The sequence below is a fragment of the Enterococcus sp. 22-H-5-01 genome (assembly GCF_050310005.1).
Lineage (GTDB): Bacteria > Bacillota > Bacilli > Lactobacillales > Enterococcaceae > Enterococcus_A > Enterococcus_A hailinensis.
Genome location: NZ_CP189993.1, coordinates 1,236,880 through 1,261,437 on the forward strand (window position 1 = coordinate 1,236,880; position 24,558 = coordinate 1,261,437).

Annotated in this window: 26 protein-coding genes; 3 read left to right on the forward strand and 23 right to left on the reverse strand. The window is 38.4% G+C overall.

All coding sequences use genetic code 11. The annotated features are described in order from the left end of the window. Positions 1 to 38: 38 nt before the first annotated feature. The 23 genes from ACQKTA_RS06340 to ACQKTA_RS06450 all read right to left on the reverse strand — a co-directional run bounded on the left by ACQKTA_RS06340 (position 39) and on the right by ACQKTA_RS06450 (position 21,532). The gene (locus ACQKTA_RS06340; RefSeq protein WP_332580844.1) at positions 39 to 272 is read right to left on the reverse strand and encodes a DUF1146 family protein; all 234 of its coding nucleotides are present in this window, start codon (positions 270 to 272) and stop codon (positions 39 to 41) included. Positions 273 to 479: 207 nt separating this feature from the next. Continuing rightward, positions 480 to 1,439 (reverse strand): aliphatic sulfonate ABC transporter substrate-binding protein, encoded by a 960-nt coding sequence (locus tag ACQKTA_RS06345; protein ID WP_427813162.1) that lies wholly within the window; start codon positions 1,437 to 1,439, stop codon positions 480 to 482. After that, on the reverse strand, positions 1,420 to 2,967 hold the full coding sequence (locus ACQKTA_RS06350; RefSeq protein WP_427813163.1) for an AMP-binding protein: 1,548 nt from the start codon (positions 2,965 to 2,967) through the stop codon (positions 1,420 to 1,422). Before ACQKTA_RS06350 ends, ACQKTA_RS06345 begins: the two co-directional genes overlap by 20 nt. Beyond that, positions 2,948 to 4,138 carry an acyltransferase gene (locus ACQKTA_RS06355; RefSeq protein ID WP_427813164.1) on the reverse strand — a complete coding sequence of 397 codons (1,191 nt, stop codon included), beginning with the start codon at positions 4,136 to 4,138 and terminating at the stop codon, positions 2,948 to 2,950. The genes ACQKTA_RS06350 and ACQKTA_RS06355 overlap by 20 nt, the downstream gene beginning before the upstream one ends. A 1-nt stretch (position 4,139) precedes the next feature. After that, positions 4,140 to 4,823 carry an ABC transporter ATP-binding protein gene (locus tag ACQKTA_RS06360; RefSeq protein WP_427813165.1) on the reverse strand — a complete coding sequence of 228 codons (684 nt, stop codon included), beginning with the start codon at positions 4,821 to 4,823 and terminating at the stop codon, positions 4,140 to 4,142. Next, a complete protein-coding gene (locus ACQKTA_RS06365; RefSeq protein WP_427813166.1) occupies positions 4,816 to 5,661 on the reverse strand; it encodes an ABC transporter permease subunit in 846 nt (281 codons plus the stop codon). Before ACQKTA_RS06365 ends, ACQKTA_RS06360 begins: the two co-directional genes overlap by 8 nt. A gap of 251 nt (positions 5,662 to 5,912) precedes the next feature. After that, positions 5,913 to 6,347, reverse strand: a complete 435-nt coding sequence (locus tag ACQKTA_RS06370) for a F0F1 ATP synthase subunit epsilon (protein WP_332580805.1) — start codon at positions 6,345 to 6,347, stop codon at positions 5,913 to 5,915. A gap of 13 nt (positions 6,348 to 6,360) precedes the next feature. Continuing rightward, the gene (gene atpD / locus ACQKTA_RS06375; protein WP_332580806.1) at positions 6,361 to 7,761 is read right to left on the reverse strand and encodes a F0F1 ATP synthase subunit beta; all 1,401 of its coding nucleotides are present in this window, start codon (positions 7,759 to 7,761) and stop codon (positions 6,361 to 6,363) included. 22 nt (positions 7,762 to 7,783) lie between these two features. Further along, positions 7,784 to 8,689 (reverse strand): F0F1 ATP synthase subunit gamma, encoded by a 906-nt coding sequence (locus tag ACQKTA_RS06380; RefSeq protein ID WP_427814519.1) that lies wholly within the window; start codon positions 8,687 to 8,689, stop codon positions 7,784 to 7,786. Positions 8,690 to 8,704: 15 nt separating this feature from the next. Continuing rightward, complete coding sequence (gene atpA, locus ACQKTA_RS06385) at positions 8,705 to 10,231, reverse strand: F0F1 ATP synthase subunit alpha (RefSeq protein ID WP_332580807.1); 1,527 nt, start codon at positions 10,229 to 10,231, stop codon at positions 8,705 to 8,707. Between the two features lie 19 nt (positions 10,232 to 10,250). Further along, a complete protein-coding gene (atpH, locus tag ACQKTA_RS06390) occupies positions 10,251 to 10,796 on the reverse strand; it encodes an ATP synthase F1 subunit delta (protein WP_332580808.1) in 546 nt (181 codons plus the stop codon). Then, complete coding sequence (gene atpF / locus ACQKTA_RS06395) at positions 10,786 to 11,307, reverse strand: F0F1 ATP synthase subunit B (protein ID WP_407855507.1); 522 nt, start codon at positions 11,305 to 11,307, stop codon at positions 10,786 to 10,788. The genes atpH and atpF overlap by 11 nt, the downstream gene beginning before the upstream one ends. A gap of 99 nt (positions 11,308 to 11,406) precedes the next feature. Then, complete coding sequence (gene atpE, locus ACQKTA_RS06400; protein WP_010743272.1) at positions 11,407 to 11,619, reverse strand: ATP synthase F0 subunit C; 213 nt, start codon at positions 11,617 to 11,619, stop codon at positions 11,407 to 11,409. 33 nt (positions 11,620 to 11,652) lie between these two features. After that, the gene (gene atpB, locus ACQKTA_RS06405) at positions 11,653 to 12,366 is read right to left on the reverse strand and encodes a F0F1 ATP synthase subunit A (RefSeq protein WP_332580810.1); all 714 of its coding nucleotides are present in this window, start codon (positions 12,364 to 12,366) and stop codon (positions 11,653 to 11,655) included. 287 nt (positions 12,367 to 12,653) lie between these two features. Next, a complete protein-coding gene (gene smpB, locus ACQKTA_RS06410; RefSeq protein ID WP_332580811.1) occupies positions 12,654 to 13,118 on the reverse strand; it encodes an SsrA-binding protein SmpB in 465 nt (154 codons plus the stop codon). A gap of 1 nt (position 13,119) precedes the next feature. After that, positions 13,120 to 15,525, reverse strand: a complete 2,406-nt coding sequence (gene rnr / locus ACQKTA_RS06415; protein WP_427813167.1) for a ribonuclease R — start codon at positions 15,523 to 15,525, stop codon at positions 13,120 to 13,122. After that, positions 15,506 to 16,270: an alpha/beta hydrolase gene (locus ACQKTA_RS06420; protein ID WP_427813168.1), complete on the reverse strand. Its 765-nt coding sequence runs from the start codon at positions 16,268 to 16,270 to the stop codon at positions 15,506 to 15,508. Before ACQKTA_RS06420 ends, rnr begins: the two co-directional genes overlap by 20 nt. 146 nt (positions 16,271 to 16,416) lie before the next feature. Next, on the reverse strand, positions 16,417 to 16,653 hold the full coding sequence (secG, locus tag ACQKTA_RS06425) for a preprotein translocase subunit SecG (RefSeq protein ID WP_332580814.1): 237 nt from the start codon (positions 16,651 to 16,653) through the stop codon (positions 16,417 to 16,419). A gap of 81 nt (positions 16,654 to 16,734) precedes the next feature. Beyond that, the gene (locus tag ACQKTA_RS06430) at positions 16,735 to 17,010 is read right to left on the reverse strand and encodes a GNAT family N-acetyltransferase (RefSeq protein WP_427813169.1); all 276 of its coding nucleotides are present in this window, start codon (positions 17,008 to 17,010) and stop codon (positions 16,735 to 16,737) included. Between the two features lie 31 nt (positions 17,011 to 17,041). Continuing rightward, positions 17,042 to 17,308: a (4Fe-4S)-binding protein gene (locus ACQKTA_RS06435; protein ID WP_332580816.1), complete on the reverse strand. Its 267-nt coding sequence runs from the start codon at positions 17,306 to 17,308 to the stop codon at positions 17,042 to 17,044. 121 nt (positions 17,309 to 17,429) lie between these two features. Then, positions 17,430 to 17,924: a gamma carbonic anhydrase family protein gene (locus tag ACQKTA_RS06440; protein ID WP_427813170.1), complete on the reverse strand. Its 495-nt coding sequence runs from the start codon at positions 17,922 to 17,924 to the stop codon at positions 17,430 to 17,432. 120 nt (positions 17,925 to 18,044) lie between these two features. After that, the gene (locus ACQKTA_RS06445) at positions 18,045 to 19,805 is read right to left on the reverse strand and encodes an ABC transporter ATP-binding protein (RefSeq protein WP_427813171.1); all 1,761 of its coding nucleotides are present in this window, start codon (positions 19,803 to 19,805) and stop codon (positions 18,045 to 18,047) included. Further along, positions 19,802 to 21,532, reverse strand: coding sequence for an ABC transporter ATP-binding protein (locus ACQKTA_RS06450; protein WP_427813172.1), 1,731 nt, complete (start codon positions 21,530 to 21,532; stop codon positions 19,802 to 19,804). Before ACQKTA_RS06450 ends, ACQKTA_RS06445 begins: the two co-directional genes overlap by 4 nt. Before the next feature lie 358 nt (positions 21,533 to 21,890). On the opposite strand from ACQKTA_RS06450, the gene ACQKTA_RS06455 reads away from it, so the two are divergent. The 3 genes from ACQKTA_RS06455 (at position 21,891) to ACQKTA_RS06465 (ending at position 24,534) form a co-directional block, all read left to right on the forward strand. After that, positions 21,891 to 22,103 (forward strand): DNA-directed RNA polymerase subunit epsilon, encoded by a 213-nt coding sequence (locus tag ACQKTA_RS06455; protein WP_071857481.1) that lies wholly within the window; start codon positions 21,891 to 21,893, stop codon positions 22,101 to 22,103. A 1-nt stretch (position 22,104) separates the two neighbouring features. Continuing rightward, complete coding sequence (rnjA, locus tag ACQKTA_RS06460) at positions 22,105 to 23,781, forward strand: ribonuclease J1 (protein WP_407857709.1); 1,677 nt, start codon at positions 22,105 to 22,107, stop codon at positions 23,779 to 23,781. Between the two features lie 243 nt (positions 23,782 to 24,024). Next, positions 24,025 to 24,534 (forward strand): TetR/AcrR family transcriptional regulator, encoded by a 510-nt coding sequence (locus ACQKTA_RS06465; protein ID WP_332580821.1) that lies wholly within the window; start codon positions 24,025 to 24,027, stop codon positions 24,532 to 24,534. The last annotated feature ends 24 nt before the right edge of the window (positions 24,535 to 24,558 follow it).

A 24,558-nucleotide genomic window follows, 5' to 3' on the forward strand; every position in this document is an offset into this window, starting at 1 on the left:
CCCTCCAAAAAAACTAGTCGACTTCACGTATATGTACCTTAGTTAAATGTCAAAAAAATATTTTTACATAGCATGATGATTTCTAAAAAGAACGTACTGCAGGTAAAGCCAATTGCGATCGCCAACATAGTGATTGCAATACGGATTTGCGTCTCTTTAAGTGGTCGAAACAGCGTATCTACTCGTAAGGACCTTAACGCCCAAAAAGCTAAATAAATAAACGAAAAATGTGAAACAATTCTAACGATAGCATCAATTCCATATACTTGCATCATTCTTTTCCTTTCAAGAAAATCAACAGTTGGATTATATCACAGTTTTACATAAAGAAGAATAGTTTGTCTCGCTATCAGACTTCATAAAAACTTTTAAAAAACTTAAACAATTAAAAAAGATAATTATTGATGCTTAAATAGCCGGTTTGTCAACTATACAAAAAAAAGATTGTTTCAACAATTGAAACAATCTATATTTACCATTTAATTGACCGTGTTTTCAATGGTGATCTTATTTTTAATGACGCCTTCTTCATAGAATAAGTCAGCAATCGCTTGTTGTTCATCTAAAATCGCTTGATTGATTGTTGTTAACCCATAGGTACGACGTTCTACCATTTTCTTAACGATTTGATCAGACAAATTTAGCGCTTTGCTCAACATCGAAATAAGTTTCGTATGATTTTGATTGGCCCATTCCATATCATTGCTCATATATTCGACTAGATATTTAGAAATATCTGTATGGTTTTCGGCATACTCACTAGTTGCAACGATATATTCGCGATTATTACTGATGCCATTATTTCCATTTATTAGTAATGTAGCGTCTTGTTTGACCTCAGCAGTAGCAGTCATTGGATCCCAAGTCGCCCAAGCAGCCACTTTCCCTTTTGAAAAAGCCGCACTTGCATCAGAAGCGTCTAAATTCACCAAATCGACTTCATCACTTGAGATTCCTGCTTTTTTTAACGCATTTCGAACAAAATATTCTGAACTTGTTCCTTTTGTGTAAGCAATTTTTTTACCTTTTAAATCATTTAAAGAAGTAATCCCAGAATCTTTAGCCACTAAAATACCAGACCCGTTTGACCGAGTTGAACCGGCTGCGATATAGCTTAGCTTTGTGCCATTTGCCTGCGCAACGACTGGCGGCGTATCTCCCAAACGAGCATAATCTACTTTCCCCGCTTTAACAGCCTGCATCAAAGAAGAACCATCTTGGAATTCTTTCCAAATAATTTTATACCCTTTGGCTTTCATCTTTTTTTCAAAGACACCACGTTCTTTTGAAATATCCATCATATCTGCCTTTTGATAACCTAAAGTTACTTTAGTCAATGAGGTCGCTTCGTCAGAGACCTGTCGAAATCCCATATAAGCTATGCCGATCCAAAAAAGAACTAAAATACTTAATCCCCATTTACGCACTTGCTGTTTCATTTTCCACCCTCTCACTGATTTTTGCTTGAATAATTTCTTTCAGCTTTGCTCGGATAACTTTTCCCGTTGGATTTGTAGGAAATTCTTTCACAAATTCTACCCGTGTCGGACGTTCATAACGTGCCAGCTTACGTTCGGAATAATCAAAAATTGCTTGTCGCTGCTTAGCTTCACTGATACCATTTGCTCGACTGATAACAACCGCAGTTACTTCTTCACCATATAAAGGATCATCTAGTCCTACCACGGCTATCTGTGCAATAAAAGAAAGTTTATTTAATACACCTTCGACTTGCACTGGCGCGATTTTTTCTCCTCCTCGATTGATCATTTCTTTTTTACGACCTTTGATGTATAAATACCCCTCTTCATCAAAATAACCAAGATCACCAGTCAAAAACCATTCTCCAAAGAAAGAAGTCGGATTAGGATCTAAATAATCTGTGATCACATGATCACCTCTTACAGCTATCTCACCCAGTTGTTGACTGTCTTCAACTAATTCTGTACCGTCAAAAATCTTGATTTCTGTTCCGTAAGGTTTCCCCACAGAACCTGCTTTCGGTGCATCATGAGGATTGATCGCAACTTGACTAGCTCCTTCTGTCAAACCATAGCCTTCAATTACTGGAACATCAAAGACCGTTTGAAATTCTTCTAATTTGTTTTTTGGTAAAGAAAAAGATGCACTTCTGATAAAGCGTAGTTGCAATTTTTTTTGATATTTTTGATATTCTTTTTGCGCAGGAAGATTCATTAAAAGAATGCTGATAATAGTAGGTACAACTGAGGCCCATGTCACTTGATTGTCTGCGACTTGCTGCCAAAATTGGTGTGCACTGAATTTTTTTGCTACCAATAATCGGCCATTAGTTAAACGTGTAGCCAAAATCGAAATCACTTGAGCATTAATATGGAACATTGGCATCGTTACAAGCGTCGTGTCCCTGTCAGTCAATCGATGCCCGTTAGCAATATGTTTAGCGCCGTTAAATAACTGTTCATGTGTTAATCCGACTCGTTTTGGTTTTCCCGTTGTGCCTGAAGTATTCATCACCAAAGCTAAATTAGCTTCGCTCAGTTTCCCCACTGGCGAAGTAGTTCTGAGCGCCAATTTTTCTTTATCACCATAGATAGTTAATTGCTTTCTTGAAAGTTGGCTCGTAGTCGATACGAATACTGTTTGTTTCAAGTTGATTTGCTCACCAATGATTACTCCGACACAGTGGTGAATTTGATATTCATCCAACAATTGATCAACTGGTGTCGATTCTGATACTGGATGAACGATGACACCTTGTTGCCATAACGCTTGTAGAATGGCTGGATAAACACTGCTGTTTTCTAAACTAACTAAAACCATATCCTGATAACCAATTTTTAATTCTGTTAATTGTTTTGTGATCCTTTTTACATCTTCAGCAAATTCTTGTTTACTGATCCACGTCTTGTCAGTTACTTCTTTAATGAAATCATCCATCGGTTGATTTTTTAATTGTTTATTGAGTTTATTGGTTAACTTTGTCATGTACGAACACTTCCTTAACTAAATATCGACGTTTTTGAGGACGGCCGATTAAACGTCCAAATGGTGGTACTTTATAACAGAAATAGGCGATTCCAAATGAAATGAGCCATACAAATAGATAGCCGATTGGTACTAGTAAGATAAAGCCCCAAGCTGGCAAGAAGGTTAAACGACTAAGAATCATTTTTAAAATTGTTAATGGGATTGTTTGAGCCAAATACAGTCCAAACGAAACTTTAGCGATCAAATTGATTTTAGCTGTTACTTGTTCGGCCATTTTATTTCTTACCTTTGCATAATGTAAACCGATCAAAAAGACTGCTGCTACCATTGAAATGGCATAGAAAAGCATATATGGTTGATGGATACTCATTGTTTTAGTAGCACTTAGTTTTAAAATATCACGATTGAAATAATATAGTCCGACAGTTCCAATTGCTAGGAGTACAGCTAATGAGCCGATCCACTTTTGATATTTTTTTATTCTGCTAGTTACTTGTTGATAGTGGATGGCTGTATAAGCTCCCATAATAAAATAAATTTGATAAACAAAGAAATTCATTCCATAAGAACGGAAGAAAAACCACCAGTTGCTAGTATCTACCACAGGCAATTCATATTTGATCAAAAAAAGCAGGCTTAACTGAAGCATGAAACTGATCAATAAAATGGTATTGTGCTCTTTGGGGAACCGTTTGAATAATTTTACTAACAGCGGGAAAAGTAAATATAGCTGAAACGTTACATACACATAATAGAGATAAAAATGATTGCCATGAATCAATGCATCCACTAATTCATTGAAAAAATTTCCTTTTGAAAAGAGAGTTCCTGCTACCCCTTCAGTAAACAGTAACAATAAGATATTCCAAGCTATATAAGAAAAACCAACACTAGAATAACGTTTTTTCCAGAAAGCCAACCAACTATTTTCTTTGTCGTAATAATTCAAAAACAATACTAACCCTGTCATAAACATGAAACCCATTCTAGTAAAATGAAGTGACAAATGTGTCGCCTGTAAAACAGTTTTACTAGTTGAAGCTGGCATAGCATTGGAAAAAGCCGTTGTCACATGATTTAAGAGTACTCCTGAAATAAAAATGATTCTCATCAAATCAACTTCATACAGATATGGCCGCTTTTTATTCGTGCGTTTTGCTGTATCCATATTAAAGAGCCTCCATCAGCTCGTTGTAGATTTGCTGAGTGACTTTGACTTCTGTTTTTACATCACCGCTAAAATCTGCTGCTTCATAATGATTCTGACCATTTTTCATAATAACAACTCGTTGGCCCATTTTTACAGCCTCATTCACATCATGCGTTACGATCACTAAAGTCACTTGTTGCTCATTACAAATATCTAAAATCAATTCTTGCATTTGACTTCGAGTAAGTGCATCCAAAGCACCTAGTGGTTCATCTAACAATAATAAATCGGGTTTAGCCATCAATGCACGAGCCAAGGCAACTCTTTGACGTTGTCCACCGGAAAGCTGGTCCGGATATTTCTCTGCAAAATCACTTAGTCCAACTTGTTGTAATAGTTTTCTTGCTAAAGCATAGTGATCTTTTTCTCTAAAACAAACATTGTCAATAACTGTCATCCAAGGCAGTAAACGGTCGTTTTGAAACATCACCCGGATAACTGGAGCAGCCGGATATTCGATTAAGCCACCATCATTTTTTTCCAAACCAGCAATCAAGCGTAACAGTGTACTTTTTCCACCCCCGCTTTTTCCAACTAAACTAACAAATTCACCTCGTTGGATTTTTAAATTTACATCGGTCAGTACTTCTTTTTCTTCATATTTTTTTCCAATATGTTTTAATGCTACTAACTCATTAGACATGTTCATCCATCCTTTCTTGATCTTGCCACGCTAGAAAAACTTTTTCTAAATTTTTAGCGATGATATCGTAAGCTTTACCTAACAATGCGTAGATCAAAATACATAAGATAATCGTCTTCATATCTAAAAAGTCTTGAGCTGTTACCGCAAGATAGCCAATTCCAGAATCTGAAGCAATCGTTTCAGCAACGATCAATGTTGTCCACATTACACCTAGTGCATAGCGAACACCCATCAAAATCGTCGGCAAAGCGGCTGGAAAGATCACTTTTTTGAATAATTCCCAATTATGTAATCCATAAGATTTTCCCATTTCTAAAAGTTCTGAATCAACTGACCGGATACCGTGATACGTATTGATATAGATTGGAAACATGACACCGACAGCTACAAGAAAAATCTTAGCTGGTTCACCAATTCCTAAAACTAAAATCACTAATGGCGTCAACGCGACATGAGGAATATTTCCAAACATTTGAATCGTTGTATCAAAAAGTTGGCAACTTAATTTTGAAACGCCATTGATGACACCTAAAATAAATCCGATGCTTCCCCCAATAATCAATCCGACGGTAGCACGATATAAGCTGATACTGATATGTTTGAATAATTCTCCACTTTGAAATAATTGGATACCGTTCTCTATGATCGATAGTGGAGACGGCATTGTTTCACTAGCCAACCAGCCTAACTGGCTACTGACTTGCCAAGCTAAAATCAAACTAATAGGAATAATCCATGGAATTATTTTTTTTATGTACGGTTTAATCGAAAGTTGTGCTGTATTTTTACGATAGCTTTTTATTTTAGTAATTTTTGTAGATTGGGCACTTTCCATATTCTCATCTCCAATGACTGATATTTATTTTCTATAGTCTTAATTTAATTGAATAGTTCGAATATTTTAGCTAGTAAAAAAGAAGAAAATACAAAAATATTTGATAACAAATGTATTATTATGATTTTTTTGTTAAATGAGCTTAATATTTATAGCTTTTTTTGAATAAATACCCTTATATTAAAATTAAAAAAAGGAGAGCTAAATCCTAAGATTTAGCTCTCCTTTTATAAGTAAGTTTGAAATTCAAACTAACTATGTTTTGAAACTTTAATCCGGTTCATAGCACGGTGTAAAGCAACTTCGGCACGACTCAATTGGTCTGTGTCTTGTTTTTCACGTGCTTCTTGGATTCGTGCTTCCGCACGTTGTTTTGCTCTTTCGGCACGTGAGACGTCAATATCACGTTCACGTTCTGCTGTATCAGCAATAATCGTCAAAACATTGTCCCGAACTTCCATGATTCCACCGTTGACTGCAATCCAATCCACGTGTGTATCCGAATCCGTACGACGAATACGAACTTCATCGATTACAAGAGGCGCAATAATTGGCGCGTGATTTGGTAAGATCCCAATTTCACCAGCAACCGTTCTTGCAATAACGATGGCTGCATTGTGTTCATAGACGTTACCATCTGGAGTAACAACGTTCACTTGCAGAACCTTGCTTTTTTCTTGTTCCATCGGGCACCTCTTTCTAGTAGCCTAAAGTTTTCGCTTTTTCTATTACGTCTTCGATTGGACCTACACTACGGAATGCTTCTTCTGGAAGATCATCGTATTTACCATCTAGAATTTCTTTAAATCCTTCGACAGTTTTTTCTACGGGTACGTAAGAACCTGGTAGACCAGTGAATTGTTCCGCTACGTTAAAGTTTTGTGATAAGAAGAATTGAATTCGACGAGCACGAGAAACAATAACTTTTTCTTGATCTGATAATTCATCCATCCCTAAGATAGCAATGATATCTTGCAATTCACGATAACGTTGTAAAACACGTTGAACTTCAGTTGCTACGCGGTAATGTTCTTCACCAACGATTTCAGGTGCTAACGCACTTGAAGATGAAGCTAATGGATCCACGGCAGGATAAATACCTTGTTCTGTCAATTTACGTTCCAAGTTAGTTGTTGCATCTAAATGGGCGAATGCTGTAGCTGGCGCTGGGTCAGTATAGTCATCGGCTGGCACATAGATAGCTTGGATAGATGTAATTGATCCTTTTTTCGTTGAAGTGATACGTTCTTGTAATTGACCCATTTCAGTTGCTAACGTTGGTTGATAACCAACGGCTGATGGCATACGTCCAAGTAACGCAGAAACTTCTGATCCGGCTTGAGTAAAGCGGAAGATGTTGTCGATAAATAGCAACACATCTTGTCCTTCTTCATCACGGAAGTATTCAGCTAATGTTAAACCAGTCAAGGCAACACGCATACGTGCACCTGGTGGCTCATTCATTTGTCCAAACACCATGGCTGTTTTTTCAATAACGCCAGAATCTTTCATTTCATAATAAAGGTCGTTCCCTTCACGAGTACGTTCACCAACACCGGTAAATACAGAAATACCACCGTGTTCTTGTGCAATATTATGAATCAATTCTTGAATCAATACGGTTTTACCAACACCGGCACCACCGAATAGTCCGACTTTACCACCTTTTAAATAAGGAGCTAATAAGTCGATAACTTTGATCCCTGTTTCTAAGATTTCATTACTTGTACTTAAGTCTTCAAAAGCAGGAGCTTTTTTATGGATCCCACTTCTTTCAGCATCCTCTGGGAAAGGTGCTTCTTTATCGATCGTTTCACCTAATACGTTAAACACACGACCTAAAGTTTCTTTACCCACAGGAACAGAAATAGATTTGCCTGTATCGACAACTTCCATTCCACGTTGTAATCCGTCTGTTGATTCCATGGCGATCGTGCGGATAACACCATCACCTAGTTCCAAAGCGGCTTCAAGCACAACTTTTGTTTTATCATTTTTATAAACAATCAACGCATTGTTGATGTCTGGTAAGGATTGATCTAAAGAAAATTCCACGTCGACAACGGGACCAATAACTTGAACAATCTTGCCTGAACTCATGTTTTTTCCTCCAATCTCGAAATTATTCTAATGCGGAAGCCCCGCCGACAATTTCAGTAATCTCTTGGGTAATCGCTGCTTGACGCGCGCGGTTGAATGAGATAGTTAAGTCATCGATGATCGCGCCAGCATTATCTGTTGCGGTCTTCATCGCAGTCATTCCGGCTGCATGTTCTGCTGTTTTGGCATCAACGATCGCACCATAAATCAAACTTTCTGCATATTGAGGAAGTAATTGATCTAAGATTGCTTCTTTTGATGGTTCGAAAAGGTATTCCTCGCGATATGTTTGTGCTTCGCTTGGATCCAAATCTGAAATTGGCAGCATTTTTTCTACACGGAATTGACTAGACAATGAATTAACATGGTGGTTATAACAAACGTATAACTCATCAAATACTTCATTCTCATACATACTTGTCGTCATTGAAACGATTTTTCGTACTTCATCAAAGCTTGGTTGATCCGATAAATTGCGTAATTCATACGCTAATTTAACTCCGCGAGCTTTGAAAAAGTCCGCTCCGGTTCCACCAATGGCCAGTAAAACATACTCATCGGCAGAATCATGATCATCTTCAAGCATCGTCATGGTCTGTTTTAAGATCGAACTATTATAGCCGCCTACCAAGCCACCATCTGAAGTAATAACAATATAACCTGTTTTTTTGACTGGACGATTCAACAACATACTGTGATAGTTGATCCCGCCTAACGAACCACCAGAACTAGCTAATTCCGTTAATTGACTTGCTGTCAAATGCGTTAAGACTTCACGCACTTTTGAAGCATAGATTTGGAATCTAGCTGAATACATTTCTGATTTCGTTAATTTAGAGGCTGATACCATTTGCATAGCTTTGGTGATTTGGCTAGTTTTCTTCGTCGATGCAATCCGTGTTTTGATTTCATTTAAGGATGCCATGATTTTCTCTCACCTCGATTATGCTTTTTCTTGGTTAGCGTTTGAAGCATCAAAGATTTCTTTGAATTCTTGGATCGCACTGTCTAATTTATCAGTATCAGGAAGATCTTTTGTATCGCGGATAGTTGCGAATAGATCTGAATGATTTGTTTCCAAGTATTCAAATAATTGAGCTTCGAAATCTAAAATACTATTGACTGGAATACTATCAAGTACGCCATGAGTCAAGGCATAAAGAATCACGACTTGTTTTTCAACAGGAAGTGGTTCATGAAGTTTTTGTTTCAATACTTCTACAGTACGGCGTCCACGATTTAATTTTGCTTGTGTTGCAGCATCTAAATCAGAACCGAATTGTGTGAAGGCTTCTAGTTCACGATAGCTGGCAAGGTCTAAACGCAAAGTTCCGGCAACTTTTTTCATTGCTTTGATTTGTGCAGAACCACCAACACGTGATACAGATAAACCAGCATCAACAGATGGACGGATACCTGCATAGAACAAATCACTTTCTAAGAAAATTTGTCCATCAGTAATAGAGATAACGTTCGTTGGGATATACGCAGAGATATCTCCGGCTTGTGTTTCAACGAATGGTAAGGCCGTCAATGAACCGCCACCTAGTTCGTCTGAAAGTTTCGCAGCACGTTCTAATAAACGTGAATGCAAGTAGAAAACATCCCCTGGGTAAGCTTCACGACCTGGCGGACGACGTAATAGTAATGACAGTTCACGATAAGCGACCGCTTGTTTAGATAAATCATCAAACACAACTAATACGTGTTTACCGTTATACATGAATTCTTCACCCATAGCTGTACCAGCATAAGGAGCAATAAATAATAATGGCGCTGGTTGAGAAGCTCCGGCTGTAACAACGATGGTGTAATCCATTGCACCGTATTTACGTAATGTTTCAACTTGTGAACGAACAGTTGATTCTTTTTGTCCGATCGCAACATAGATACAGATCATATCTAATCCTTTTTGATTGATGATCGTATCGATAGCGATAGATGTTTTACCCGTTTTGCGGTCACCGATAACTAATTCACGTTGGCCGCGGCCGATTGGAACAAGTGCATCGATAGCTTTCAAACCAGTTTGCATTGGTTCTGATACTGATTTACGTTGCATAACGCCTGGCGCCATAGCTTCAACTGGACGTGTTTTTGATGTTTCGATTGGACCCATTCCATCGATTGGTTGACCTAATGGGTTCACAACGCGACCGATCATGTTTTCCCCAACAGGGACTTCCATGATTTTACCAGTACGTTTTACTTTGTCTCCTTCACGAATGGACTCAAATTCACCTAGAACGATGATACCAACATCATTACTTTCTAAATTTTGTGCCATACCGTAAGAGCCATTAGAAAACTCTAAAAGTTCTCCACTCATTGCATTTTCTAAACCGTGAGCACGAGCAATTCCGTCCCCAACGTAAGTGACTGTTCCGATTTCTTCAACAGACAACTTGTTATCATAATTTTGAATTTGTTCTTTAATTAAAGCACTGATTTCTTCTGCTTTGATGGCCATTCATTTCACCTCTTCTTCTCTACTTTTTACTAAGTGCTGCTCGTAGACCATTTAATTGGCTGGCGAGGCTGCCGTCGATCACTTGATGATCGGCTTCAACAATGACACCGCCGAGAATCGATTCATCAATAATCGGGGTTAAAGTGGCCTTCTGGTAGCCAAAAACATCAGCGACTTTTGCTTCAAGTTCGTGTTTCTTTTCTTCAGAGAGCGGTACAGCAGTAGTAACTGTCCCGTGAGCGATTTTATTCATCGCATCATAACGTTGTTCAAATTCTTCGATCATAAATGGTAGATCGTCGCTACGATTGTATTCAAAAACAACTAGTAAAAAGTGTTTGACGATGCCGTCAAAACCACCGGTAAAAGCATCCATAATCGCTTTTTTCTCAGCGCCTTGTAAACGGACATCCGTCAAGATATCGCCTAGATCCGGAATTTCTTTACAGATTTCTCGAATCGTCAATAACTCTTGATAAACGCTATCGGCAACTTTATTTTCGATCGCCAATTCAAACAAAGCTTTTCCATAACGCTTACCAACAGTGTATTTATCAAGCTTCATGTTTTGTGTTACCTAGCTTAGTCATATATTCGTTGATCAAATCTTGATGAGCATCTTGTGAAAGCTCTTTGCTCAAGATTTTTTCCGCGATTTGTAGGGAAAGTGTCGCAACATCATCTTTAACAGAAGTCAACGCATTGTCACGTTCGTCTTTGATTTCGGCTTGTGCACGATCTTTTAGACGAGAAACTTCTTCTTTTGTATCTTTAATGATGTTTTGACGGCTTAATTCGCCGCTTTCCTTCGCGTTTTTAATGATATCTGCCGCATCACTACGAGAGCTCGCTAATTGTGTTTCACGTTCTTTTTCTAATTCAGCTGCTTTTTTACGTGATTGTTCGGCAGAATCTAGATCGTTGGCGATCTTGTCTTCACGTTTTTTCAGAATGTCTTGAACGGCACCCCACGCGAATTTTTTTAGTAACGCCATTAAGATCACGAATGATGCAGTAACGGCGATTAAATTACCGAGCGTTGTATTGACGGTCTCAGCAATAACTAGATTCAGCATACTCGGTCTTCCTTTCTGTGCGTCTTCCTCATTAAAAAACTGTTAAACAGTTCTTTCGCTCATTCTTTGAAATGAGACTAAACAAAAAAGCATTAAATTTTATTGGAAAACCATTAACATACCTAAAACTACACCCAAGATTGGCACAGCTTCGATCAAACCAACACCGATAAACATTGTTGAACGAATTTGTCCTGACATTTCTGGTTGGCGAGCCATAGATTCAATTGCTTTTGAGATTACTTGTCCGTTACCATAACCAGCCCCGATTGCGGCCCCCATAATTGCGATTCCTGCACCGATAAAGTTCATAATAATTTTCCTCCTAAAAGTGTATTAATTTTTTTATTCTACCTCGATTTTATGACTGATATAAACCATAGATAGAGTTGTGAAAACAAATGCTTGGATACTACCGATAAATAGTGAGAATGCGATCCATATCATTTCTAGTGGGATAACTAATGGCAAGGTGATCCACCCTGTACTTGTTACAACACTTGCAATCAATGAAAGCAAGACTTCACCAGCAAAGATATTCCCGTAAAGACGTAAACCTAACGTGATAACATTCGTAAATTCTTCCATCAGTTTAATAGGAAATAATCCTGCAGGTGTAAAGAAAGAATTTTTGATGTATCCACCTAGACCCATTTTTTCGGTACCTAGGTAATGTGATAAAGTCAAAACGAGTAGTGCCAATCCCATTGTTACAAAAGGATTAGCTGTAGGACTCTTCCAATAGGTCACGTCGTTTCCAGTGACGATCTTTGTGACAAGTCCGATTTGGTTCGCTACAAAAATAAATAAGAACAACGTAAATGAGAACAAACTAAAATTTCTGACTTCATTGCGAGGCATGTTGTCACCAACAATATTCGTAGTGAAATCTATAACCCACTCAATTGCGTTTTGCTTTCCTTTGGGTTTCAATGTTAGGTTGCGGGTAAATGCAAAGACAAGGAAAAAGACGATCACACACGTCACGATGATCATTGTCGTCACCGTCCCATCAAACCATACCGGCCCAACATGGAAAAACCAAGATTTTTCATCCAATCCAGTTCACCTCTCTTCCCAGCGACTAGCGTCAACTCGTGCTGCTTTGCGCTGCTCCTCAAAATACTCTCGTATGTTACCACCAGAGCAAGAAAATTTCAAAGAATTTTCCTAAAATTTTTCGAATAAGTTAAAAAGATTTTCTGATTCGTTATTTTATATTCTATGAAATCGCTCTGATAGTTATCTTAGCCCGAAAAACGGCTAGTATAGATTGTAGTTAATCGTATCAAAATACAAGGGTAAGTAAAGAAAGTCTAACTAAATATGCGAAAAAGAATATTTTGTTAGCGCGAATAATTTTTTAGCGTTCGACTGATTTGGCGATCCACATCTTTACGTTTCAAACTTTCCCGTTTGTCATATTGATGCTTCCCTTTTGCTACCCCAATCAAGACCTTGGCATAGCCGTCTTTTAAATAAACTTTTAATGGGACTAATGTGATTCCCGTATTCTTAAGCTCTTCCGCTAAACGCGCAATTTGTTTTTTATGCAGTAATAATTTGCGGGTTCTAACCGGATCATGATTAAAAATATTTCCTTGTTCGTACGGACTGATATGAACATTGTATAAAAACGCCTCGCCGTTACGAATTCTTGCAAATCCATCTTTTAAATTGATCCGGCTATTACGAATCGATTTGATTTCGGTTCCTTGTAAAACGATTCCCGCTTCGATCGTATCAGTGATCGTATAGTCATGACGTGCTTTCTTATTTTGTGCGACTAGTTTTCCTTCACCTTTTGGCATATTACCCCTTCTTTCTACCCGGCTTGTTCTTTTTAGCGACTGATTTATAAAAAGGTTTCTTCCCTTTTTTCTTTTTCTTGTCTTTTTTTCCTTCATTTGGACGATCTGATGAATATTTTGAAGTATTTTTCGACGTCTTATTAGACATTTTCTTCGATTTGTCGTAATTATTTTGACGCCCACCAGTTGGTTTGCGGCGTTTATTTTGCTGATTATTCTTTGGAACATCTAATGCCGGGATTTCTTCTGCTTCTAATAACTCAAAATCGATTTCTCGAGTCACCGGATCAGCTTTCGTCACTTTGATTCGTACTTTTTGACCGATTTTAAAGGTTTGACGCGTACGTTCGCCCACTAAAGCCAATTGGTTTTCAATAAAGTGATAATAATCCTGTTTCATTTCATTTAGATGGATCAAACCTTCTACGGTATTTGGCAATTCGATAAAGATCCCAAATTTGGTCACTGAACTAATGATTCCATCAAATTCTTCACCAACTTTATCTGACATGTATTCGGCTTTCTTCATGCTGTCTACTTCGCGCTCTGCCTCTACTGAACGGCGTTCCATTTTAGAACTGTGATCAGCGATTTCAGGTAATGCTTCTGCCCATTTTTCTTTCGTTGCTTCACTTTGATCTTGACTATACGTACGGATCAAACGATGAACGATCAAGTCAGGGTAACGACGGATCGGTGAAGTAAAGTGCGTATAGTATTCAGCAGCTAATCCATAATGACCATAGTTGTCCTCAGAGTAACGCGCTTGCTGCATACTCCGTAATAGCATTGTGTTGATTACCGCAGCTTCTGGTTTTTCTTCTACTTCATGAATGACTTGCTGTAAATCTTTGGGTGTAATCGAATCTTTGGTACCTTTCACTAAAATCCCCAAAGCCGCAGCAAAATCAAAGAAGCGTTGCATTTTTTCTTCTTTCGGTTGTTCATGAATTCGATAAATAAACGGCAATTTCAACTTGTTAAAATGCTCTGCCACTGTTTCATTGGCTGCTAACATGAGGGATTCAATCAAGCGTTCTCCGACTCCACGTTCTCGTAATTCGATATCTACCGGACGGCCTTCAGGATCGACTAAAATTTTGGCTTCACGATCTTCAAAATTGATAGCACCGCGGCTATTACGACGAGCTTCAAGAATCTCATGTAATTCCTTCATCAATCGGAACATCGGTACTAATGATTGGTAACGTTCCATTATTTCTGGCGTTTCAGTTTCTAAAATCTCATTAACAGCAGAATACGTCATTCGTTCCGTCGTTTGGATAACACTTTGGAAAATTTCATGATGGACAACCGTTCCATTCGTATCGATTTCCATCTCACAACTCATCGTTAAACGAGGAACTTTTGGATTCAGTGAGCAAATCCCATTGGACAAACGTTGCGGAATCATTGGAATTACCCGATCTGTCAAATACACGCTTGTCCCACGCTCGAAGGCTTCTTTATCTAAAACACTACCTTCAGTCACATAGTTAGAAACATCGGCGATATGTACGCCTAAGAAATAATTACCATTGGCTAACTTTCTCACAGTCACGGCATCATCTAAATCTTTCGCATCTGCACCATCGATTGTGACAATCTGTTGATCACGTAAATCACGACGACCGATTAGATCAGCTTCAGAGATAGTATCTGGGACTTCTTCAGAAGCTGTTTGAACTTCTTCAGGAAATTGGGTCGGGATTCCTTGGGCAATCACGATCGATAAAATATCCATACCGGGATCATTTTTATGTCCGATAACTTTCGTTACAAGTCCTTCTAAACTTTCTGCATAACCTCTTTCTGGATAATGCGTGATCTCTACGATAACGACACTTCCATCAACCGGTTGGACACCTTCTGCTGTAATAAATACTTTGAATTGTGCGCTTTTTTTATCTTTTGGTGTCACATAACCATATAAATCTGATTCGGCGATTTCTGCTACATCAAAAGCCGTAAATTCACCAACAAGTTGCTGAATTTTTCGCTCTTTAATAGAAACAACGCGTCCTTCTGCTCCGCGATCTGAAAATAAATCGGCTGTTTTTTGGATATCGATCATTACGATATCGCCATCCATCGCATAATTCGTTGCATCTTTGGGAATAAATACATCCGGCTCTTCAGGATCGATCGTCACAAAGCCGAATCCTCGTTCATTCCGACGGAAAATCCCTTCTACTTCTACGGGTTTAAACGGTAATTTGATTTTGCCCTTTTTATTAAACTCCAATGTCTTTTCTCGTTCCATCTGTGCAACTGTTTTGACTAATAATTTATAGTCATCGCTTTTACGCATCTCTAAAAGCTCAGCTAATTCTTCCATTGAAAGACTTTTTTTGTTTGCAGCTTTTAAACTTGCTAATATTTCTTCTTTAATTGTTTTTCTCTCCATTTTCTTCTCTCCAGCCAAGTGCAGCTAAAAAATCAGCCACATCTTGTTCAAATTGTCTTCTTTCTGGTCCCACAGTGATCACATGACCACTCGCAGGATACCATTTCAATGTAAAAGCAGTCTGTTTTAGGCGTGTGGCAGTCTCAAAAACACCTGAAGCTTCAATCATTTGATCTTGTCCAGCTTGCGCCATAAAAAAAGGCACAGTAATTTTTCCAACTTTTTCATACGCATATTCGGCTTGTTCTTCAATTGAGCTCAATTGTCGGTCGACTAACGGGCGATAACTTTCTAATTTCTCCTCAGCCACTTGTTCACCGTTACGTTCTAGAACTTTTTTTGTATATAGTAAAAAATTTTCCGTCACTTTTGTTTTGACCGGTGCGATTGGAGAACAGAAAAAACCGCCACCAATAATTTTTTCAAACTTTTCACCTAATAATCGAGTCGCATAGATGCCACCCATCGACAAACCTAATACAGCAATCTCATAATACCCTTTTTCTTGTAAAAAGCGTACTGCTTGTTTGCTGTCTTGCCACCATGTCTCTGCGGTTTCATTTAAAATATCTAACGGATCTGCAGTGCCATGACCTGTGTATAATGGTGCGTAGACTGTATAATTCAAATTTTCTAAAAAACGTGCCAACATTCGTACATCATTGGGACTTCCTGAATAAGCATGCAGCAATAATACCGCACGTTTTCCTCTAGGCAAAAATAAGGATTCTGGTGCTTGAGCCATTGACTTCACTCCTCAATTTTAAATTAGACTGTCGTATTTCTGTCCTTAGTAGAATGACATTTTCTTGATTTTAATGCTTTATCTTTAAGTGTACTTGATTTATCAGAAATACAAAATAAAAAAGACCTCTCAGTTGAGAGGTCGATTTATTTGCTAGATAAAAACATTAATACGAAGAGCAAAATCATCCAAACCGCTCCTAAAACTGCGGTTGATCGTTGCATCACAGCTTCAAAGCCACGTGCTTTTTGCTTTCCGAACAATTGATCTGCACCGCCAGTAAAAGCACTCGCAGCACTATTTTGTTTGCTAGGTTGCATCATAATCGTGATAACAATGATCACAGATATAACCAAGATAACACCTAAAATAAAATTGTACAAAGAATGACCCTCCTTATTTCCAAACTGCCTCAATTTCACTCTAGCACAATTGAAGCGTTTTGGCTAGAGAAGATCTACAACTTATTTCCTTAAAACATCAGCGTATTCTGATTTTTGATCAAATTCTTTTTTGGCAAAAGGACACAATGGAATGATTTTCTTCTGCTCATTTCGCGCTTTTTCAACTCCGGCAGCCACTAGCTTTTCTGCTAGCCCTTGACCACGATAGGTTGGATCCACAAATGTGTGATCGATGATCATGATTTCAGAACCTGCATTAGACCAAGTCATTTCTCCAGCTTCTGCTCCTTCATCATTCAATAGGACAAAACGATCTTTTTCTTCTTTGATTGTCATAGGAACACTCCTCTACTTTTTAATGGATTGATTATTTTTTGATCACGTACTTTAAAGCCCCACTAGGACAAGTATCTACAACATAACTGGCATTTTCTACACTGCCATTATCTGGGATGATCCACGGGCGACGTCCAACTTCAAAAATCTCTGGATTTCCGCGAACGCAATTTCCAATATGGGCACAGATATTTTTATTGTAATAAATATCGATTCCGTCCCCATGATATTTGCGGTACCCTTTCGCAATTAATTCTTCTTCATTAACTGGTTCTTGATTCATTTTACTTCCATCCATGTTATCCACTTCCTTTAAGTAAGATTATATAGGTATTCCCAAATAATTCACAATAAAACCTCTCCAAACATGCAAAGAAACGGATCGAATGTTTAACCTCGATCCGTTGTGTAATCACCATTTAATCTTTTTGCTGATATTTTAGGATTTCTTCATTTAAATACGCATTTCCTAATTGATAATAATGCTCTGCATTTGCATGGTTTTTTTCGATTTCTGCTGGTGTCAATGAACGGATCACACGAGCAGGCGCGCCGAAAGCTAGTGAATTCGCCGGAATGATTGTTCCTTCAGTCACTAAAGAACCCGCTCCAATCAAACTATTTTCTCCGATTATTGCATGATTCAAAATCGTTGCGCCCATCCCGACTAAAGCACCTGACTTGATCATGCAACCATGGATAATCGCTGCATGGCCAATCGTTACATGATCTCCGATCAATGTTGGGGCATCTTGATCGACATGCACGATCGTACCGTCTTGAATATTGCTTTTTTCTCCAATTGAGATGGTATTGTTATCACCTCTCAGGACACTTTGAAACCAAATAGTCGAACCTTCTCCGATTATTACATCACCATATACATCTGCACTCTTTGCAATAAAATTTGTCATACTACTCACCTCAAAATCAGTATAGCATCTCACTTCTGCCTTCTCCTATTTTATCAACTAAAAGATCCATTCTATCCTTTAAAATAAAAAAGGTATGAGCTTTGCTCATACCTTCTCTATTTATTCTGTTTCTTCCATAAATTGGCTATTATACAATTGTTCGTAGAAACCATCTTGCGCTAACAATTCATTATGTGTCCCATGTTCGATGATATCGCCATCTCGCATGACCAAAATTAAATCAGCATCACGGATCGTGGATAAACGATGCGCAATCACGAAACTTGTACGGCCCTCCATTACTCGATCCATCGCTTTTTGGATCAAACCTTCTAAACGCGTATCCACAGAACTGGTTGCTTCATCTAAAATCAAAATTTTAGGATCTGAAATGATCGCCCTAGCAATCGTTAATAATTGTTTTTGACCTAATGAGACGTTGTCCCCTTCTGAATTGATTTCCATTTCGTACCCACCTGGCATCGTACGAATAAAATGATCAACGTTCGCAGTTTTGGCAGCATCTACTACTTCATAGTCAGTTGCATCTAAACGACCAAAACGGATATTGTCAGCAATCGTCCCTTCATATAACCAAGCATCTTGTAAAACCATCCCAAACTGCGAACGAACATCCGAACGATCCATTTCTTGGGTATTAACACCATCGATTAAAATTCTTCCACTATCAATATCATAAAAACGCATCAACAAATTGATTAACGTAGTTTTTCCAGCACCCGTGGGACCAACGATTGCTACCGTCTCACCAGCCTTAACTTCAAAGTTCAAATCGTTGATCAATGTTTTTTTCGAATCATAACCGAAGCGGACATGATCAAAAACAACATTTCCTTGAACAGGTTCTGGAAGTGGAACATCTTGTTCGTTTAATGTTTCTTCCGGCTCATCCAAAATCTCAAATACTCGTTTTGCCGAAGCAGACGCGCTTTGGATCATTGAAGAAAGCTGTGTGATTTCCCCCATCGGTTGGCTGACCTGCCAAATGTATTGGATAAACGCTTGTAATTGCCCAACTAAAATTACACCGTGAATCACATTCCAACTACCTAAAATTGCCATAGCAATATAAGTAGCATACGCCGTCAACTGCACCAACGGCTGCATCATACTAGAAACAAATGCTGCGCGGAAGCCGTAATGGCGTAATTGATGATTGACTTCACTGAATCCCTCAAGCGTTTCTTGTTCCCGTCCGTAAAGTTTCAACACACTAAAACCAGTCATATTTTCTTGAACAAAACCATTCAGTTCACCTAAAGAGTTCTGCATGCCTTGAAAATCTTTTTGCGAAACTTGGACGATTTTCCGTGAAATAATGATTGATAATGGAATCATGATGATCGAAAAAAGCGCCATTGTTGGATTGATGTAAAACATCATTCCAACGGCTAATAAAATTCCTAAGACCGCATTGATCGATTTGATGATAGCTTGTTGCATCGCATTGCTGACAGCATCCACATCATTAGTCACTCGAGATAAAATATTTCCTTGTTGATTGCGATCAAAATAAGAAACCGGTAGACGATTGATCTTGGCTTCGATGTCTTCACGCAGGTCACGCATCGCTGATTGAACAACGTTAGCCATCAACCAACCTGTTCCCAATTGTGTAATGCAATATAAAATCCCAACGATCACAATCACGACCAACCATTTGAAGACATAATCAAAATTGACAGCTTCACCTTGAGAGATATTTCTGCTGACTTCGGTCGTCGGCAGACCGGTCAAGTACGGCAGCCAAGTCCCTAACAACAACGTGCCGATTGCTAAAATCAAAACCAGAATAAACGTTTTTTTGTAAGGATTGATATAATGCATCAACCGTTTTAAAGAAGAAGTGTATTTTCTCATGCTAATTCCTCCTTCGATAATTGTGAAGCGGCAATATCATAATAGATCGGACAATTTTCCAATAATTCTCGATGTGTCCCGATGCCGACAACGTCACCTTCATTCAAGACGATGATTTTATCCGCATGCATGATCGTTCCCACCCGTTGAGCGACGATCAACACAGCTGCGTCTGTCGTTTCTTTTTTTAGCCGTGCCCGTAATCTAGCATCCGTTTGATAATCCAATGCTGAAAAACTATCATCAAAAATATAGATTTCTGGTTGACGAATCACTGCACGAGCGATCGCTAACCGTTGTTTTTGTCCGCCAGAAAAATTACTTCCGCCTTCAGCTAATTTTTCTTCATAGCCATCTGGCTTTTGAGCAATAAAATCAGTAGCCTGAGCGATTTCGACTGCTCGCTCCATCTCTGCTTGGGTCGCATCTTTTTTCCCGTAACGTAAATTATCTGCGATCGTCCCAGTAAATAGTTGTGCTTTTTGTGGGATATACCCGATTTTTTCACGTAGATCTTTTAATTGATAATCACGGACATCTTTCCCATCAACCAATACTTGACCTTCCGTTACATCATAAAAACGAGGAATCAATTGAATCAATGTCGATTTTCCTGATCCAGTACTTCCGATAAAAGCAACCGTCTCACCTGGTCCTGCAGTAAAACTAACGTTTCGAATCACTGGACTTTCTGCATGTCCTGGATAAGCAAAGGTCACATCACGAAATTCTAGTGAACTAGTTTCTTGTGGCACAATCGCTTGTCCTGGTGCATTTTTTATCAATGGTTCCATATCAAAAACTTCTTGGATCCGTTCAGCAGAAACATTCGCGCGCGGATACATCATAAAGACCGTAGCAAAGAGCATAAACGAATACAAAGCATGAAAAATATATTCAATGAAAGCAATCAGTGTTCCAACTGCTAAGTTTCCATCACTAATTTGAAGCGTCCCATTCCAAATAATCAAGGCCATCACGATATTAAACAGAAAGAAGAAGCCCGGTTGTGCGACCGCCATTAAATGAAACAAACTCTTCGAACTATTCGTATACGCATCGTTGACTAACCGAAAACGCAGCTCTTCAAACTTTTCATTGACGAAGGCTCGAATTACGCGTAAACCTGAGAGGTTCTCACGCAAGATACCATTGATATTGTCTAAGTTTTTTTGCTGCTTCGTGGATAATGGCTCTGAATATTTTGCCAATAGCAAAACAGCTAATAATAATATCGGTAGCGCCAACAAAACATAAATACCTAAACCTGGACTTGTTCGCATGATCAAATATAAACTCATCCCAAACATCATTGGAGTCATAAAACCCGTAGTTAGGATATTTTGCATAAACAACATGATTTGATACGCATCATTTGTTGTTCGTGTAATCAATGAGGATACGCCGATCTGTTCATACTCTGAATGAGAGAAACCTTGAATTTTTTCAAACAGATCGTCACGGATCGCTGCAACCATTCTAGAAGTGATCTGAGAACTAAAATAGCGCAATGAGATACTCATCACTACTCCGACGATCGTAATCGCAATCATCACAATCCCCATTTTTTGGATATAAGAAAAATCATTGTTGCCGATTCCTTTATCGATCATCATCGCCAATATCGTCGGCAATCCCAACTCGATCAAAATAAATCCAAACACACTGATGAAATCAAATAGCAATAACTTTTTATAGCGCCATGTATAGCGCAACATCAACTTCATTCTTTCTCGCCTCTTTCCATAACGTAATGATTTCAATATAGCACAGATGAAATACTAATGCCTGTTCATAGATTGATTTTTTTATTCCGATTTTTAGTCTTTCTGAAAATTTCTAAGGAATCCTCATTTCACTTCCTAGTTTCTATACTTCTTATTTATTCTGTGATAAACTACAAGTAATTGTTGTAAGAACAACCCAAAGAACGGTGAAATTGTTTTTTCAAGCAAGAAGCAAAGACGAGGCTTCTTCTCAATGAATTAGTCACTGCTAACCCATTGAGCATAAAAAAAAGGTGGCAGCCGCCCCTCATTTTGTCGTGGAAAAAATTGCTATTATGCAAATAAAGGAGATAGATTCATGATTTACAAAGTTTATTATCAAGAAACCAAAGAACGTAACCCAAAACGCGAGCAAACACAATCTTTATATGTGGAAGCTGAAAACGAAGAAATGGTACACAACTTATTGCGCGATAATACCCCATATAACGTGGAATATATCCAACTTTTAGAAGGCAATCATTTAGAATACGAAAAAGAAAATGCCGACTTCAAGTTAACGGAGTTCTAGTATGAAACTTTCGCTAAAAAACAATGAAACTGGTGTCTTTGCCATTGGTGGATTGGGCGAAATCGGAAAAAATATGTATGGGGTTCAATTCCAAGATGAGATTATCATCATCGATGCCGGAATAAAATTTCCCGAAGATGATTTACTAGGAATTGATTATGTCATTCCCGATTTTAGTTATGTTGTCCAAAACATCAATAAAGTCAAAGCCCTTGTGATCACTCATGGTCACGAAGATCATATCGGTGGTGTGCCTTATTTATTGAAGCAAGCCAATATCCCGATTTATGCTGGAGCTTTAGCTTTAGCTTTGATCAAAAATAAATTGGATGAACACGGATTATTACGTGATGCCGAATTACATGAAATCGATGAAGATTCAGTGATCCGCTTCCGTAAAACATCTGTCAGTTTCTTCCGCACCACTCACAGTATTCCTGATCCTTTAGGTGTCGTTGTTAAAACACCTTCTGGTAATATTGTAGAAACTGGAGACTTCAAGTTTGATTTCACCCCTGTTGGTCAACCTGCTAATTTACATCGGATGGCAAAACTTGGTGAAGAAGGCGTCCTATGTTTGCTTTCGGATAGTACCAATGCAGAAGTTCCGACTTTTACTAAGTCTGAACAAACTATCGGACAATCGATTTTGCGAATTATGGAAAAAATTGAAGGTCGAATCATTTTTGCTACCTTCGCTTCTAATATTTCTCGTTTGCAACAAGCAGCAACTGCTGCAGTTGCTACCGGTCGAAAAATCGCTGTTTTCGGACGCAGTATGGAAAATGCGATCGTCAATGGTCAAAAATTAGGTTATATCACTGTGCCGGATGGTACTTTTGTTGATGCACACGAAATCAATAATTTACCGGCCAATGAATTGATGATCTTATGTACAGGTTCTCAAGGGGAACCAATGGCGGCTCTTTCACGAATCGCAAATGGTACCCACCGTCAAATCCAAATTCAACCAGATGACACGGTGATCTTCTCAAGTTCTCCGATTCCTGGTAATACAACAAGTGTCAATCATTTGATCAACTTGCTATCTGAAGCGGGTGCGGAAGTCATTCATGGTAAAGTGAACAATATCCATACTTCTGGTCACGGTAGTCAACAAGAACAAAAATTGATGTTGCGACTAATGAAGCCTAAATACTTTGTACCGATCCATGGGGAATTTCGGATGTTAAAAATCCATGCCGGTTTGGCCCAGGATACAGGTGTCCCTGAAGATAATTGCTTTATTATGGAAAATGGAGATATCTTGGCATTAACTGCTGACACTGCTCGCCGCGCTGGACATTTCAATGCAACAGATGTCTATGTTGATGGTAGTGGTATCGGAGATATCGGGAACGTTGTTTTACGTGACCGTCGAATTCTTTCTGAAGAAGGTTTAGTCTTAACTGTAGCCACAGTAGATATCGAGAAGAAAGAAATCTTGGCTGGCCCAGATATTTTATCTCGTGGTTTCGTCTATATGCGAGAATCTGGTGATATGATCAACGAAGGCCAACGAATTTTATTCCATGCTTTACGTGAAGCCCTTAATGAAGCGGGCTGTACTGAAGCCAAATTAAAAAATGCAATGGTTGCCGCCTTGCAACCTTACTTATTTGATCAAACAGAACGTCATCCAATGATCTTACCAATGATCATGACACTCGATGATTAAACGAAACAGCTATCTATAATCTAGATAGCTGTTTTTTTATTTTTATTTTTATAACATGTATTATTTTTATGTCCCCAAACGTTTTTAGCTTTTTCTCAATATAAATCAGAATTTTTAGTTGAATTAGTAAAATTATAATTGACAAACCCTCAATTTATTTGCACAATAAAACATAGCAAAGATGGCTGATAACAATTATCAGTTATTTTAAAAAATCCAAATTTAGATAAAGGAAGATTAATTATGGTAAGAACACAACGCGTGCAAAGAAGCCACATCATTGATGGTGCCTATCAACTGATCATTGATGAAGGGTTCAAAAAATTCCATGCTCGTAACATCGCTCAACACATTGCTTGCTCCACTCAACCGATATATCGTGAATTCGCCAATCTAGCCGAACTGAAGTCTGTTTTGATCAACCGTATTTTAATAAAGTACACTGACTTTTTAGAAGACCAGGAGCCGCAATCTTTAAGAGCTTTGTCAAAAACGATCATGAATTACGCTTTGGATTATCCCGATGAGTTTTACCGTTTCTTCCTACAAGATTCAGAAACGATTCAAGCTGTAAAACAAGTGACTCGTGAAATGTTTGCTGAAATCTGTCCAGAAAAAAGTCAAACCTTTGCCTATGATCTATTTTGGCAATATTGCATTGGCAAAGCGACCTTAGCCATCAATCATGCCAATCACAGTGAGGACCATTCAGAAGAAGATCTTTTCTTCAAAGCCGTTACCGAAACAAATTAATTTACTAATAAACAAAAAAAAGCC